The sequence below is a fragment of the Komagataeibacter oboediens genome (assembly GCF_018491655.1).
GTDB lineage: Bacteria > Pseudomonadota > Alphaproteobacteria > Acetobacterales > Acetobacteraceae > Komagataeibacter > Komagataeibacter oboediens.
This window is the reverse complement of the sequence record NZ_JABLUU010000061.1, coordinates 154,135-167,530: the sequence shown is the minus strand read 5'-3', so window position 1 is coordinate 167,530 and position 13,396 is coordinate 154,135. Positions and strand designations below refer to the sequence as shown.

Genomic DNA, 13,396 nt, shown 5'->3' with positions numbered 1-13,396 from the left:
GGTTGTGCTTGATATTTCGCGTCAAGACGTATCAGAGCATCTTTTCGCCAAAATATCCCACCTGGTGCAGCATGTTGGCATCGACTACATCAAGTGGGACTTCAATAGAGACCTGGTTGAAGCGGCCGATGCTCATGGCCGTGCGGCTTACAGGCGTCAGGTTCTCGCATTATATGCCCTATGGGACCGGCTTCGCGCCACCCATCCTGCACTGGAAATCGAAAGTTGTGCATCGGGCGGCGGCCGCGCGGACTGGGGTGCTCTGGCCCACACCCAGCGGGTCTGGACTTCGGATAATACTGACGCACTGGACCGGCTTCGTATCCAAGGCGGCGCCTGGCAGTTCCTGCCCCCCGAAATTACCGGCACGCATATTTCGGCCGTACCGAATGGTATAACCGACCGCGTTTTCACACTCGGGTTCCGGGCCGCAGTCGCACTATTCGGTCACCTCGGAATTGAACTCGATCCGCTGGAACTAAGTGCCGACGAACGCGACGAACTTGTTCAGTGGATCAACCTGCATAAACGTTTGCGTAGCCTGCTTCATTCAGGCGACGCTCAACTTGGTGAGCAGACAGCAGACCGTGTTGTGCGGGGTGTAACGGCAACGGACTGTTCCGCTGCGGTATTCCTCATCGCCCAGAGTGGCTCCGGACAGGCACGATCTGCAGCGCCCGTCCTACTCCCAGGGCTAGATCCCGCCCGCCAATATAAAGTGTGTGCGCCTTCCCCCCAGAAACTGATGGGCAACAATCCATCTGCAGCGAACCGGTCTTTATTTGAAAAAGGCATCATTGTCAGCGGGGCAGTTCTGACGGAGATGGGCCTGACTCTTCCTCGACTTTATCCGGCACAGGCTCTTGTACTGGAATGCAATGCAATAGATATTTTGCCGGGATAAAATTGCTCAGAGGGTGCACTTTGAAAAGAGCGATATTCGCTAGACATCTGACACAAGCGAACTTTATCCCGATATTTTTTTTGACGCCCGGTTAATGAGATTGCGATTTCGTCGAGCAGGCACCAACCAGCTTATGCTCGCACCAGGCGCAGCTATCTTCACAGTCACTGGCGGAGCTGGTGCACTGTGCAAGATATTACGATCTGCGGGGCCCTGATATAAGTTGAGACATTCGTTCTAACGATTGTTTTGGATCCCATAAGCTGTACCTCGCCTGGCCGATGTAACTGTCACTTTCGCCACCAGATGGCGTGCTGGCACTCTATGGGACGTAAATCCAGCCATGCCGACATGCAGACGCCATGCGTTGTGTCGGTCCATCCGAATCACAACGCCCAAAGCGAGATTCGGATTCGCCCATACAACGCGCAGGTAGGTGCATTCGACGTTCGGTTTCCGCCATAAGAATGTCAGGTGGAAATGTTATCCAGCCCCGCTCGCAATCGTCCATACCGATGCGGCTCTAAACGTCTTCAACCCGAGTTCTGCACGATATGACGCTTGCCAGCGAACCATGGCGGAGAAGGATATATATCTCGGGTATTGAAGATGCAGCATCGTCATGCAGGGCACCTCTGGTAGATAACCCCGATCCTTAACCTCAAGATCGACCTGCGAAGCCGTTTTCACAGCTGGCTTTGTGAATCAATGACAGATGCTGGCGCTGCATCTGCCTTGTCCCTGCCCTTTCTGCGGCTTTGCAATGAATACTGCTGACGTGGTCCCATAAGGCCTCCTTAAAACCAAACAGCACCATGTTGCCAGCGCATAAAGAATTTCATCTTGCTTTCTTATATAGCGTACTGCATATTTGTGGGGCGCAGATAACAACAGAAGTATGTCCCTGAGTCCTGAAACCCCGGTTACGCGAGAAAGCACGAACAGTTGAAAAGCTTATCAAGTTCTCAAAAGGGTTATCGTAGACCGTCTGACGATATCACCGACTAGATCAAAAGGCTTTCGAAATTGATCAGCCTGCGGACATAACGTTGCGTGCTTAAATCAGGAGAGAAAATTTGTACTCCCAATTTATTACCATTCCTAACGTTGTTCGGATTATAGCCATTATTCTTATCACCGCCACTTTGTGGTCGAAATAATAAACAAATAATATTTATACATAGAATGATAAGAACTATATTGGGAAATTATATTCCATTTAAGATCTATGGGAATTTTTCGATAACCTGCCGGTCCAATTTTTGACCATTGGCTCTCAGGCTGCGACGCTCGATATCCCATTGCGCGGAATAGCTACCTGCAACAAATCCCATCAATACGAAAGATCCGCGCATACTTCCCTCGCGCGATAAGGTCTCATAACCGCCTTTGTCCACAAAGGCAGCATCGCCTACTTTTGGTGTGGGGTCAGCGTTTCCGATCCAGAATGAGACCAACCACATCCCACGTGCAGATCATCGATAGTATTTGATCTCATTGTCGGGTCTCCCGTTAAAATCATTTTGCGGTATTTCGCCCGCAGTATGTGTCGTCCTCTTGTGGATTTTTATCAGCCGACAGGAAAGTGACTATCAGGTTGCGAAACGCAAGGAGATCAGAGCAGCAAGAAAAAAAGATGACACAATCAATACTCCAGCTATCGGTCACCCCGCCCGACTGAGCGGGCCAGAGCAGATCCAGTTTGAATGGACACATACGAACTGCTGAAGATGCTCTAATTCATAAAAGTAAACCTCCTGACTTGCGAATTATCAAAAGCCGTTTTGATCTCCCCGTTGCTGTGACAACAATGATCAATCCGATGACCTCCCATACCACTTACAACCGCAGGATCAGTTATCGACTGACTTCCGGGGCACAGCCTGCAAAAGTAAAACGAAATGGTTTTCCCTTTTCATTTTCTTGTAGAGAACCATCGATTGTCGCAGACAGTATTATGATATTTCCTCATGGTATACAGTAATTATTTTTTCATAAATCCTAATTGCATAGATAAATATGATTATTGTTCCATCAGTTTGAGCACCTTCAAACACACACAGTCATATAAGTTCGGGACGTATATCCGCGATCCGGACCAGGATTTATTTCTCTAAAACGTAATATTACTATGCAGACCCAAAATGGCCTCATCGCCCGTGCGGCGGTAGGGGAAAGACGGATCGCCGCTTCCGCCCGCGGGATGCCAGACGTACTGGAAGTCGGGCTGCATGACCATCCAAGGCGTAACCTGCGCCTGATACGTCAGTTCAAGATGGTTTTCATTCCCCGGTATCAGCGACTGACTATCCCGGTTGAACTGCCGAAGCCCTGAACTGGCGCGACCGATACCCCAACCCAGTCCGATCGTGTCATTGTCGCGCCCCCTGAACGGGGCCTTCAGGTTGATGCCTGCATCAATGGCAAAACTGATCTCGTTGCGATCACCGCCATTGCCTGTCGCACGCACGAATATGCCCACCGAACGGGCGGATGTAAGCGATGGCCGCCAGATCATCTGGTCGATGATGCCATAGACCATCCAGTTGCCCCGGTCCCAGCGTGAAGTGAGATCAGCCTGCGAGGGGTTGGCGGCCAACGTGGCCGCCCCCAGGGAACCCCCATTGCGGTTATAGCGGTAATCGGCAAATCTGGCCGTATCGTAATATCCGCCCAGCTTGTACACGCCTGGTAGGCCGGGCTTCTTGGTCACGTTCGACATATCGGCAGGTTGCGGGTTCAGCGCATATTGCAGTTCGGTCATCAGCAGCGCGCCGGTGCCCATGTTGAAATTTCTGCCGTTGGCGCCATTATAGGTCTGGCTGGTGGGGTCACTGTTGCTACCGAGGTCCGAACCGGTCGCCTGCTGGATGGGTGTCGAATTGTAGCGGTTGCCCGGCGGGTTATCATCGGCAGCGGCGAACATGAAGGTGAACTTCTCGCTCGGCCGGTAGCGGATGCGAATAGCCGGGGACGAGAGCGGCCAGGACGGACCGCCGCCATACAGGTTGACCGAGGGGGCCATCGGCCAGCCGAAGTTCGCATTGAGGTAAAGTGAGGCGTAATCGCTGATCAGGAACTCGGTATCAAGATCCTGCTGGCCGATCTTCACATCAAGTTTGCCCTTGAGGAACGACTGCTGGTACCACAGTTCGAACAGGCGGGTGGAGCGGTCGGCCTCGAACCCACTGACGGGGTTGAAGTTATTCAGGTGATCCTGCGAGATGGAACGGCCGCGTGTCTGCAGCGCGCTGACATTGAACAGACCGCCCTTCAGCCCGAACAGCTTTTCGGTATCAACAGTCAGGGTGGGCATGGTCACAGCATCATAGGAGGGGCCTGTACCCGAACCCTGGCCATCTCCGTTGGTGCTGGGGGTGCCACCGGTGCCATTGCCCCAGACTTCATCGACTTCCTGGATGTCGAAGGTGATGCCGTGTTTGTACATCCATGACCGTGCGCCCCACATGTTCCCCAACAGGTTGCTGCTGGTATCCAGTTTGTCTCCGTCTCCCGCAGCGACTGCAGCCTTTTCCTCCGCATCGGCTGTGGCGCGTTCTGAATCGCGTACCGTGGCAGGATCGATCTGCTGGATCAGCGGGGTAGAGTTACCAAGACGGGCACGATCTTCTTCGATCTGGGTTTGAGGTGACTGGGCATAGGCTTTCATAATTCCGCAAAAATTGATTATAAAAAAAGCATTTATGGCGAACGCGATAAAAATATATCCATAATTGCATTTGATATTATTTTTCATTTCCACCCTGTTATATGAATTTATTATTTTATGCGTTGATTATACTATAAATATTGTTCCGTATTCGTGGGACAGGCGCATCTCGCGAATGATCTGCCCCCCCTTGTATGACGATGAATTCCGACAAACATTCTGTCGCAGCCCTTCCAGTTAACCCGCTTATAGCACGGACGTTTAAGTATGCAGGGTGCTATAATGTATATATCCGGCATATAGTTCCCGTGGGACAATCCGCGGATATCTCCTAAGGTCATTTGATCGGCAGTCCCGGATTCCAAAGAAATGGCGGTACCGACAGATTTGGCCGCCATTTCGACTGTCCAGCCGTAGCAAGAGCAAATAAAGCCGACGACAGCTCTATCTTTGCGAGACAAATCAGCAATGACATGCTCTATATGCGCCGGAAGACTAATCGTTAGGCACCAGACTGCCTAATATAGTACAGCATTGTGCTGTTGGATCTCTATGCAGTCCGTTTTAGGGCGATGATCATGCCAGAGCGGAACGCTGCAGTTGTCCACTCAGATCACGACACACCATCATCCCACGACCTTCATTTATAGACTATCGAGCAGATGCAGTGTCGGTGGCTTAAAAAATATGATGGCCTGAGGGTGATCTCACACGTCACATGAAAGATCGGAAGCGGGAAAAGACCCGATTGAAGACGCGAACGACGGATCTCGCATCAGACTAAGGCGATCAGACGGGTCTGTCGTGCGCTGGCAGTATTGGAACCGCGGACCTGCTGGATGCTCGATCGCCCCTCCTCAACACTGCGTCATCTCGCAAATGATAATACGGCTGAGCACCGGTTGACGACCGATACCATCGTGCTCACCAGAGATTACGACCGCTATAGCTATCGCTGCATCCATGTTTTTCTGAGGCCCGGCGGATCTGTCGGCGATAGGGACTTGACGTTCCGAAGGCACCCCAAAACAGAATTGCCTTTGGTTGGACGCCTGATCTTGCGTCCAGCTGCGCCCGCAGCATCGCGAACGCGTGTGGTCCTGGGACTTCACTGAAGGTCGGACGCACAAGGGCCGCAAATCCCTATTGCTTGACATCACGCTCATACTGAGCAGCCACGCAGTCCGTATTCTCGTCCCAAATCTAACGGAATTTGAGAAACGCCTGCAGCCGTACTTTACACTGCATGCAGCAGGCTCGTCCCCGGTCAGTCCAACCCAGAAAACTCGGGAACGGCCTGCCTGGAACCAACCATAAACTGGGCAAGTCCGGCATTCATTGCGCGCTGGAACGCATCGAGTGTCTCGGCGCTCACGTAATGTTCCAATCCTTCGGCATCGATCCGTGCATTTTCCTGACTGATCCCAAGTGAAAGCAGGAATGCCTCGACGATACGGTGCCGGGTACGGACCGCTTCCGCCATCTTTCGCCCCTCCTCGGTGAGGAACACCCCGCGGTATGGCTTACGGGCAACAAGCCCTTCATCCGTCAGACGAACCAGCATCTTGGCGACGGTCGGCTGCGAGACCCCCAGACGTTCCGCCAGATCGACCTGACGTGCTTCCTGGCCTTCATCCAGAAGGTCGGCAATCAGTTCCACGTAATCTTCGATCAGGGCATTCTGCCTTGCCATCCGGTTGGCACGGAAGCCCTCTGAATGGATTTTGGAGTCCGGGAGCGTATCGGCTGCTTTCTTGAGCCGCTGTAAATCGTTTTGTCTCATTGTGATTTCCACTCCCATGGAGGCAGGCAAAAAGCATTATTCTGGTTAGCATACTTCATTATAAAACGCATAATATGTCATTAGCTTCAGAAAACCGCTTTCACCCAATTGTTTTCCGTATGCTTTCTATTATAGCATATTGCATATCGCCATTCGATTCGATTTAGTGTGTCCCCATGCCCCATGATTCACGCCCCATCCCTCTCCCATCTGCGCCAGAAAAGACGGCGTGGCGCTTTGCCAGCCCGACTGAAGCTGGCAGCAACAGCCTGCCGGAAGTCTTTGCCAGTGTGCGGCTTCCTTCCGGCAACGCGCCCTGGTTCCGCCGCTTCCTGGCCTTCGTGGGACCGGGATATATGGTCTCGGTCGGTTATATGGACCCGGGCAACTGGGCCACGGATCTGCAGGGGGGCGCGCAATTCGGCTATACCCTTCTTGCCGTCATCATGCTGTCGAACCTGATGGCCATTCTGCTGCAGGCATTATCGGCCCGACTGGGCATCGCAACGGGGCGCGATCTCGCGCAGGCGTGCCGCGATCACTTTCCGCCTATCGTAAACATCACACTATGGCTTGCCTGCGAACTGGCCATCATCGCCTGCGACCTGGCCGAGGTCATCGGCACGGCCGTGGCCCTGCAACTGCTTTTCGGCATCCCCCTGCTGGTCGGTGCCGTAATCTCGGTACTCGACGCCTTTATTGTCCTTGTCCTGATGAACCGGGGCTTCCGTTATCTGGAAGCGTTCATCATCGGCCTGCTCAGCGTCATTGCAATCTGCTTTGCCGTGCAGGTCGTGGCGGCGGCACCGCCGCTGGCAGGCATCCTGAAAGGCTTCCTGCCCTCGACCGAGATCGTGACCAACAGCCAGATGCTGTATATCGCGATCGGCATCATCGGGGCGACGGTCATGCCTCATAACCTGTACCTGCACTCTTCAATCGTGCAGACCCGCGCCTTCGAACGCACGCCCGTCGGGCGGCGCGAAGCGATCCGCTGGTCGACATGGGACAGTACGATTGCCCTGATGCTGGCCCTGTTCATCAACGCTGCCATCCTGATCGTTGCGGCCGCCGCGTTCCATACCACCGGGCATCAGGATGTGGCGGAAATCGAGGATGCCTATCGTCTCCTGTCGCCAATCCTGGGCATGGGCATTGCGTCTACCCTGTTTGCCGTGGCGCTACTGGCAGCGGGCACCAACTCGACCATTACCGGCACGCTGGCTGGCCAGATCATCATGGAAGGCTTCCTGCGGCTCCGCATCCCACACTGGGCACGACGTCTGCTGACACGTGGGCTCGCGATCATTCCTGTAGTGATCGTAACAGCGATCTATGGCAGCAGCGGCGTGGGGCAACTGCTCCTGTTCAGCCAGGTTATCCTGTCGATGCAACTGCCCTTCGCGGTGATCCCGCTGGTCATGTTCGTATCCGACCGACGGAAAATGGGCGAGTTCGTGATCTCCAGAAAACTTGCCGCGCTGTCGTGGATCGTGGCGGCCATTATTCTGGTGCTCAACTTCAAGCTGCTTTACGACACGATCTTCTCCGCCCAACCCTGACCAGCCTTATTCATTATCAGAAAAATCCGGACGGCATGCGCACATCGAAATCTGTGCGCATGCCGTTTTGCCAATCATTACGGTCAACACCGATGCACGCGCCACATCATCATGGCCAATACTGTGGCTTAAGGTCGTGATGGCCTGATTTTGAGCGCATAAGCATGCTCAAGAGTCAGATGCCATGCTCCGTCATATTCGGAGATCAGCCTATTGCATTTATGGTACCGTACGTTACCATACCACAATCGGCATGAAGGATCCGTTTCCACTTATGGCCTCAGCACAATCATACCATCCCGTTTCACAGGAAAAAGCACTGCGACCCAGAGGCATCGAACGTCTCAGGAAGCTAACGAATTCTGCCACCGAGCTTTTCCTTGAACATGGCTATGAAGCGACTTCTTTGGACATGCTGATCCAGAAAGTGGGTGGGTCAAGGCGGAACATTTATGAGCGCTTCGGGGGCAAGGAAGGGCTTTTTGCCGCTGTGATCGCGGAAGAATGCAGGAAACTGGCAGAGCCGCTTGAAAATCTGACGCTGGAAGATGCCTGCATCAGGCAGACTCTGGAGCAATTCGGTTCTGAAATTCTCCATATCATCAAACAGCCCCGGGTGATCGAACTGCACCGTCTGATGATCGCGGAAGGTAAACGGTTTCCCCAACTCTCACGAACCATCTGGTCTGCCGGCCACCACAATGCAAAGTCGGTCCTGGCAGGCTGGATCCGTAAACAGCAGGCCCAGGGCAGGTTACGCACGGATATGGATGCATCCGGTCTGGCTTACGCTTTCATCCATATGGTTACGGGAGAAGCGCAGTTGCAGTTGCTGACCGGTGGCCCCCGAACGACCGCCGATCAGGATAGCAACACCATAGCCCTGTCGGTTTCTCTTTTCCTCACGGCTGCTCAGGACACGGACCATGCGTAATGTCCCTGCAAAACAGATTCTGGCTTATGCGCTGGTCGGTTTTTTCATAATCGGCGCGATTGGCAACATCCTTGCGCCAAAGACCATTACGGAAGAATACGCACGGTGGGGCTATCCGGACTGGTTCCATTTTGTAACCGGCAGCCTTGAACTCACATCGGCTATCCTGATGGCCCGACAGGCAAGCCGGACGATCGGCAGCCTGCTCGCGGCCTGTATCATGGCGTCCGCAATCGTGACCGTAATATTCCATGGCGAATACACCCATGCGATTGCTCCCGCCGTCGTTCTTGGTTGCCTGGTGCTGTCTGTCTATCTCCACAGGAAATGATCAGAGCATGCCAGTTCGGCATGTGACCGCCGTTTCCGTAGCTATCAACTGAAAAGGTTCATACATGAGCCAGATCCAACCCATTGCCCTCGTCAGCGGGGCAACACGCGGTATTGGCCGCGCCATCGCGCAGGGCCTTGCCAACAGGGGCGCAAAAGTCCTGCTGGGGGCCCGAAGCCTTGAAGCTGGCCAGAAAGTGGCAGCAGAAATCAGCACGCCTGACACGCAGGTCGAAGCTGTTGAACTGGATACAACCAGCCAGGCCACCATCGACAATCTGGTAACGTTCATCCGCGAGAAGTACGGTCGTCTGGATATCCTCGTGAACAATGCCGGCATCAGTCTGGATTTCTACCCGGATACCCCGGTTCGCGAAAAACTGTCGCGGACGCTTGAGACGAATGTTGTGGGCACGGCTGCCCTTACAGACGCCATGATCCCGCAGCTTGAGAAGTCCGGACACGCAAGGATTGTGAACGTGTCATCCGTTCTGGCCTCGTTTACAAGCCGGACACAGCCGGACTGGATCTACAAGGACGTCGCCATGCCCACCTATCAGGCATCCAAGGCAGCCCTCAATTCCCTGACGCTCAGCTATGCAAAACTGCTGATGGAAAAGAATATCAAGGTAAACGCCATCTGTCCCGGCCTGACAGCGACGGATGCCACCAACCATTATGGCGACCGCATGCCTGATCAGGCAGCACAGGTGGCCATTCAATACGCATTGCTTGATGACGCCGGCCCGACAGGTACCTTCGCTGACGAAAACGGTCGTGTAGATTGGTAATTAGTGAACACTTGGAGACAAAAATATCGCGAAAGGCACGAAGCTTGTAGGGATTTACCATGTGCCATAACGGCGGTTAACTTTGATGCGCCGCACCGGGCACGGGACTACGGCATCATCTGCGAAGATATGCTGTTTGTCAGAAGGGAATGGTATCATAACCCGTCAATGTTTATATTTATTAGAACATATTTATAAATCCATCTATCCTTCGAAATATTATCAGAAATTCGACCTGCTGTGGAATCGATAGAGATTTGTCTCTCCAAAGTCACACATCGGTCGAAATGTAACGTAACATTTAGTCACAAAATAGAGATAAGCGTTACATTGTTCTGGATTCGTGTAGATTGAGAGTTCTACTGATCATGCCGTGCAGGCATGCGAAAGGGAGTTAGAGGAATAATCGTACAATAATAAAATATGTCGTTCTTATATAAGAACTGTATATATGAAAATGTTTTGTGCACTACACGGACCATATTTCCAGAATATAAAGTCGTGTGGGGATGATATGAAGTTTGACGAACTTCGTTTACGGTTTGACCTTATCGACGATGAACCGTCAAGGAAACTTTGTTTGTCGTTGGCTCAGGCCATTCTGGGAATTAGACGCCATATCGAATACATGGTTTCGCCCGAGAGTAAACCCATTTCCAGACAAGAACAGGTGCAGTGGCTGCGCTGGATGCTATCACTTTGCCAAGAAAAAGGGCGTCAATTAATAGACGAGCACCCGGAGTCTCGTTACTTGCTGCTACGTGTCAGTATTCTTGATGAGATGACTAATGAGATGCTCCCTAATGAGCTTGAAGACGAGTCTGAGCGCGAAGAAGCAACAGAATCTTCCGTAACTTTACCCGCTTCTGAAAAGCCTTCTTCACCAGAAGCAGGTATTGATTGCGAATGATGTTTCCTGAAAAAGTCGCATGATTGCCGATTACTGGACATGTAAAGTGTCTGGAGATTTCCTGATATGCGCCATGTTTTCCTTATCCCGTTCCTGCTGGTCCTGCCTCGTCCTGCGTTTGGTCAACAATGTTCTTCCTCTGTTCCTCGGGCTGCCGGCAGTTTAACCACTGTGACAACCATATCGGAGCACGATGACACAGACCCAACTGACGCAATAGTTCACCTCGGAACCGCCGGAGCTCAAGTCGAGATGTTGTCCAATATACATGGGTTTGAGACGGGCATCGCCCATGCGCGGAACAAACTCCTGGTCTTCTTTGCCCCGAGAAGCCACGCGATCGTGCTTAGCGGCACGCTGATTCCGGTAGCCTACGACACCCTACGTTCCCTGGCCGGGTCGCGCGCCCACGATCTCGCACCGGTCGATGGCATCAGGGGAATGTTTGTTCGGGCAGATAACCGTTTTCAGGTCGTCTATGCGACCCCGGATGGCAAGGCAGCAGTCGCTGCCCGCATGTGGGGCGCCACCGGACAGGACATCACGAGAGACCAGATCAGGGGCATTCCTGGAGCCGTCCCGGAAATCAGTATCTCTGGCGCTTCAGCCGACGCTAACGAACAGTCCGGGCTCCCGGGTCTCTCGGGAGGCCTTATAGGGATACCTTCAGCCCCGGAAGTCATCATGTTCATAGACCCGCAATGTATCTACTCGATGAAGGCGATGCATATCCTTCAGCCCGCAATCGATGCAGGGAAAGTTCGCCTGAAAATAGTCCCGCTGTCATTGCTTGATTACGAGGATAATGGCGCCAGCACCGTCAATGCGAGAGCCATGCTGTCGCTTCCGGCAAACGAGATGGCACAAGCGTGGGTCAACGGTCGCCTAAACCCTGGATTGACAGCACCTGAACCGGATAGTGAGGAGAAGCTTGCCCGCAATACCGGGATTGCACGGCGGATAGGGCTCACAGGGAGCCCAACCTTCGTCTGGATGCACCGCAATGGCAGGATCGGCCGGCTCGACGGCGTTCCCACGGATGTCGCCACGTTTCTGACCTCGGTCTCGCAATGAAGACACGACAGGACCAGACCGGCCCGCGGCGTTTTTTTGCAAGAACGCGCAAGGTGGCCCGGCTGGTGATTGGCGATCCACGTACATTGGTCGCCTGGTCCGATGTAACGAGAAATGCCGCGCTGATTGAAGCCCTCGGGAAGGGATTACTGACGCCAAAAGCCGGTATGCAGGGCCCGCGGGCGCCAGATGGTACCCCTATTGATATCGCCGCGATCGCTGCCCAATATGGCGTCGAACCCCGCGTTGTGGCGATCTTACTCGATCAGAGACAGCATGAGACATACAGACGGGCGCTTGCTGCCAGTATGCTCGCTGTTGTTCTGGTTTTTGGCTGGACCGGAGAAATGCTCCTTTCCCGCTGGAAGGGCAGCCAACTCCTTGCTGCGCTGGAGTTCGCGCCCTTCTGGACATTTCTAACACTTGTGGCGTTTCAGAACGCGTGGCTCAACTGGCAGATCCGCGAACGCCGCCTGGGTTCCGCCTGCCAATTTGTCGCCACCGCCGACAGCCTCATTCCACGCAGGCCGTAACCGCAAGTCCATCTGCATTACGCTTGTGAATAGATAGGATCGGCGGAGCACTCAGAACGTGCCGGGTGGCGCGTTCTTGTCGCCGCCCTGAGCGCCTGTTGCCCAGGAGGCATGTTCGTAATCCTCGCGCCCCGACATCGCCCGTGGATCATCAGGCCGGACGATCGTACCGGCGCGATTGTACGTTGGGGGTGTCCAGATTACACGTGTCGATCCGTAGGCCGCGTGCGGATCGTAACGCGCATGCCTGGTCGGGGGAGCCTTTGGGCCATGCACATGGGCAGCAGATGACACGTTGCCAGCGCTGCATGCCGCAAGCAAGGGGGAGAGGACAAGAGGCAGAATGAAATGTTTCACGAATGGTCTCCCGCTTAGAGGAGACCATCCTGACCAAGTATCTTGCGACTAGGACTGCCGCTTTCTCCATTCGTCTTCCATGGAGAGGTAGCCTCGAATGCGTCGTTCCATATTCGCAGCCTTGGTCGTCAACGCTGCATGATCATCGCTGAGTCGGCGATAATTGATACAGGTCGCCTCAAGATCGCGCGCCCGGTCTTTTTCCTGTCCCCTTGATATTTTGAGATCGTTGGCAACCTGCTCAGCATGAGCACTCGTCCGACAAAGATGGTCTTTCAGTTCTCTGATCTGTGATTCCAGGCCATGAGCGTAGTCTTTCCAGTCTTCCAACTGGCTTTCGAGTTTATCAGAATGAGCATTCGCCAGATTAAGTGCCTCGGTCAAGCGACTGATTAACCGAACCTGCTCTTCGAGTTCGTTAAAATGCGGCGGAGCAGCGCCATGAAGGGCCTGTCGGATATTGCGTTGCAAGCTCTCGTTATACTGACACGACATGCGTCCGAGTATGAAGCCTGCCGGCCCACTCATCCCGTTGCCACCAAACATTT

12 protein-coding genes are annotated in these 13,396 nt (G+C 53.5%); 8 read left to right on the top strand and 4 right to left on the bottom strand.

Translation table 11 applies throughout. The features are described 5' to 3' along the window. On the top strand, positions 1-904 hold a 904-nt coding region (locus tag HNO79_RS17180; RefSeq protein WP_214165970.1), incomplete at its 5' end, for a glycoside hydrolase family 36 protein. A gap of 2,113 nt (positions 905-3,017) precedes the next feature. Here HNO79_RS17180 and HNO79_RS17175 read toward each other — a convergent pair. Continuing rightward, entirely contained in the window at positions 3,018-4,574 is a 1,557-nt protein-coding gene (locus tag HNO79_RS17175) for a carbohydrate porin (RefSeq protein WP_227000638.1), read from the bottom strand. Between the two features lie 1,267 nt (positions 4,575-5,841). Next, positions 5,842-6,357, bottom strand: a complete 516-nt coding sequence (mntR, locus tag HNO79_RS17170; protein WP_034958093.1) for a manganese-binding transcriptional regulator MntR — start codon at positions 6,355-6,357, stop codon at positions 5,842-5,844. 176 nt (positions 6,358-6,533) lie between these two features. Between mntR and HNO79_RS17165 the strand changes: the two genes are divergently transcribed. The 7 genes from HNO79_RS17165 (at position 6,534) to HNO79_RS17135 (ending at position 12,491) form a co-directional block, all read left to right on the top strand. After that, entirely contained in the window at positions 6,534-7,919 is a 1,386-nt protein-coding gene (locus HNO79_RS17165; RefSeq protein ID WP_141299351.1) for an Nramp family divalent metal transporter, read from the top strand. Between the two features lie 274 nt (positions 7,920-8,193). Then, positions 8,194-8,853, top strand: a complete 660-nt coding sequence (locus tag HNO79_RS17160; protein ID WP_025811952.1) for a TetR/AcrR family transcriptional regulator — start codon at positions 8,194-8,196, stop codon at positions 8,851-8,853. Next, a complete protein-coding gene (locus HNO79_RS17155; protein WP_141299353.1) occupies positions 8,846-9,184 on the top strand; it encodes a DoxX family protein in 339 nt (112 codons plus the stop codon). The genes HNO79_RS17160 and HNO79_RS17155 overlap by 8 nt, the downstream gene beginning before the upstream one ends. Before the next feature lie 64 nt (positions 9,185-9,248). Next, positions 9,249-9,974, top strand: a complete 726-nt coding sequence (locus HNO79_RS17150) for an SDR family oxidoreductase (protein ID WP_025811950.1) — start codon at positions 9,249-9,251, stop codon at positions 9,972-9,974. A gap of 514 nt (positions 9,975-10,488) precedes the next feature. Further along, positions 10,489-10,884 (top strand): hypothetical protein, encoded by a 396-nt coding sequence (locus HNO79_RS17145; protein WP_084296403.1) that lies wholly within the window; start codon positions 10,489-10,491, stop codon positions 10,882-10,884. Positions 10,885-10,950: 66 nt separating this feature from the next. Continuing rightward, a complete protein-coding gene (locus HNO79_RS17140; RefSeq protein ID WP_141299355.1) occupies positions 10,951-11,958 on the top strand; it encodes a thiol:disulfide interchange protein in 1,008 nt (335 codons plus the stop codon). Continuing rightward, positions 11,955-12,491 carry a hypothetical protein gene (locus tag HNO79_RS17135; RefSeq protein WP_025811948.1) on the top strand — a complete coding sequence of 179 codons (537 nt, stop codon included), beginning with the start codon at positions 11,955-11,957 and terminating at the stop codon, positions 12,489-12,491. Before HNO79_RS17140 ends, HNO79_RS17135 begins: the two co-directional genes overlap by 4 nt. Positions 12,492-12,542: 51 nt before the next feature. Here the strand turns inward: HNO79_RS17135 and HNO79_RS17130 are convergent, their stop codons facing one another. Both HNO79_RS17130 and HNO79_RS17125 read right to left on the bottom strand, forming a co-directional pair. Further along, complete coding sequence (locus tag HNO79_RS17130) at positions 12,543-12,848, bottom strand: hypothetical protein (protein WP_084296402.1); 306 nt, start codon at positions 12,846-12,848, stop codon at positions 12,543-12,545. 48 nt (positions 12,849-12,896) lie between these two features. Continuing rightward, positions 12,897-13,394: a hypothetical protein gene (locus HNO79_RS17125; RefSeq protein ID WP_025811946.1), complete on the bottom strand. Its 498-nt coding sequence runs from the start codon at positions 13,392-13,394 to the stop codon at positions 12,897-12,899. Positions 13,395-13,396 lie beyond the last annotated feature (2 nt).